This is a genomic window from Gilvimarinus sp. 1_MG-2023 (genome assembly GCF_030548285.1).
This window is the reverse complement of the sequence record NZ_JAUOSC010000133.1, coordinates 1-459: the sequence shown is the minus strand read 5'-3', so window position 1 is coordinate 459 and position 459 is coordinate 1. Positions and strand designations below refer to the sequence as shown.

General features: G+C 56.9%; 1 protein-coding gene. It reads left to right on the top strand.

Translation table 11 applies throughout. The features are described from left to right. The coding region (locus Q4563_RS16080; RefSeq protein WP_303605188.1) for a hypothetical protein at window positions 1-459 on the top strand (459 nt) is incomplete at both ends.

Below are 459 nucleotides of genomic sequence, written 5' to 3'. Positions count from 1 at the left end.
ACCAAAGCCTTGGCCAGTCTGGTCGACCATATTCGCCTGACCAGTTTTCCGAAAGAACTGGCCGATTACCTGGCGACGCTGGCGCATTTCGACACCTGCCTGATGCTGGTGTTTGTTCCCGGTGCCAAGCCAACGCTGGTATACACCGAGACCAGCGAACCCAGCCCGGCGCTGGAAACCTACCTGCATCACAGTTACCTGCTCGACCCGCTCTACAGTGCCTTGCAGAACAACGCCAGCAGCAGCCAGATTACCGGTCTGAGCCGCCTCAGCAGCATCGCACCGGACTCCTTCACCCAGACGGAATACTTCCACAACTGCTATCAGGAATTTGATCTGGTCGACGAGATCAACCTGGTGATCGAGCTGGCAGAAAGCAGCTACTTCACCCTGTCTATTGGTCGCAAATCCAGCCTCGGCAGCATCACCCGCGCAGAAATGAACCGGCTACAGGAACAC